The sequence below is a fragment of the Streptomonospora alba genome, from assembly GCF_000826685.1.
Lineage (GTDB): Bacteria > Actinomycetota > Actinomycetes > Streptosporangiales > Streptosporangiaceae > Streptomonospora > Streptomonospora alba.
Genome location: NZ_JROO01000059.1, coordinates 1 through 825 on the forward strand (window position 1 = coordinate 1; position 825 = coordinate 825).

1 protein-coding gene is annotated in these 825 nt (G+C 72.0%); it reads right to left on the minus strand.

Features of this window, described 5'->3' with window-relative positions; genetic code table 11:
* Nucleotides 1–816 (minus strand): polyketide synthase (locus LP52_RS24340; protein WP_338011661.1); only part of this gene is annotated, 816 nt, incomplete at its 3' end.
* Nucleotides 817–825 lie beyond the last annotated feature (9 nt).

Below are 825 nucleotides of genomic sequence, written 5' to 3' on the forward strand. Positions count from 1 at the left end.
CGGGGGTTGCTCGACGACGGCGTGGGCGTTGGTACCGCTGATCCCGAACGACGACACACCGCCGAACCGCGCAGCGCCGCCGGTCACGGGCCACGGACGCGCTTGCGCGGTCGCTCCGATCCCCAGCCCGTCCCAATCGATCAGTTCGGAAACCCCGTCGGCCACGCCCGGCGACCCCGCAACAACCCCCCGCCCCAACGACCCCACCAACGCGATCAACCCCGCAACACCCGCAGCCGCCTGCACATGCGAGATATTCGCCTTCACCGACCCCAGCACCACCCCCGACCCGCAAGCCCCATACACCGCACCCACAGCCCCCGCCTCGATCGGATCCCCCAACCGCGTCCCCGTCCCATGCCCCTCCACCACACCCACAGCCTCCGGCCCCACCCCCGCATCCGCCAGCGCCGCACGCAGCACCCGCTCCTGAGCCCCACCACTGGGAGCCGACAACCCGTTACTCGCACCGTCCTGATTCACCGCCGACCCACGCACCACCCCCCACACACACCGGCCCCGCTCCAACGCATCCGACAACCGCTCCAGCACCACCACACCCGCACCCTCACCGAACCCCGTCCCATCGGCCCCCGCACCGAACGACCGGCACCGCCCATCACGCGACAAACCACCCTGGTGCGAGAACTCGGTGTAGACCCCCGGGCTCGCCATGACCGAGACCCCGCCGGCGAGGGCGAGACCGCACTCGCCCCGCCGCAGCGCCTGCACCGCCTGGTGCAGCGCCACCAGCGACGACGAGCACGCCGTGTCCACACTCACCGCCGGACCGCACAACCCCAGCGAGTACGCCACCCGCCCCGA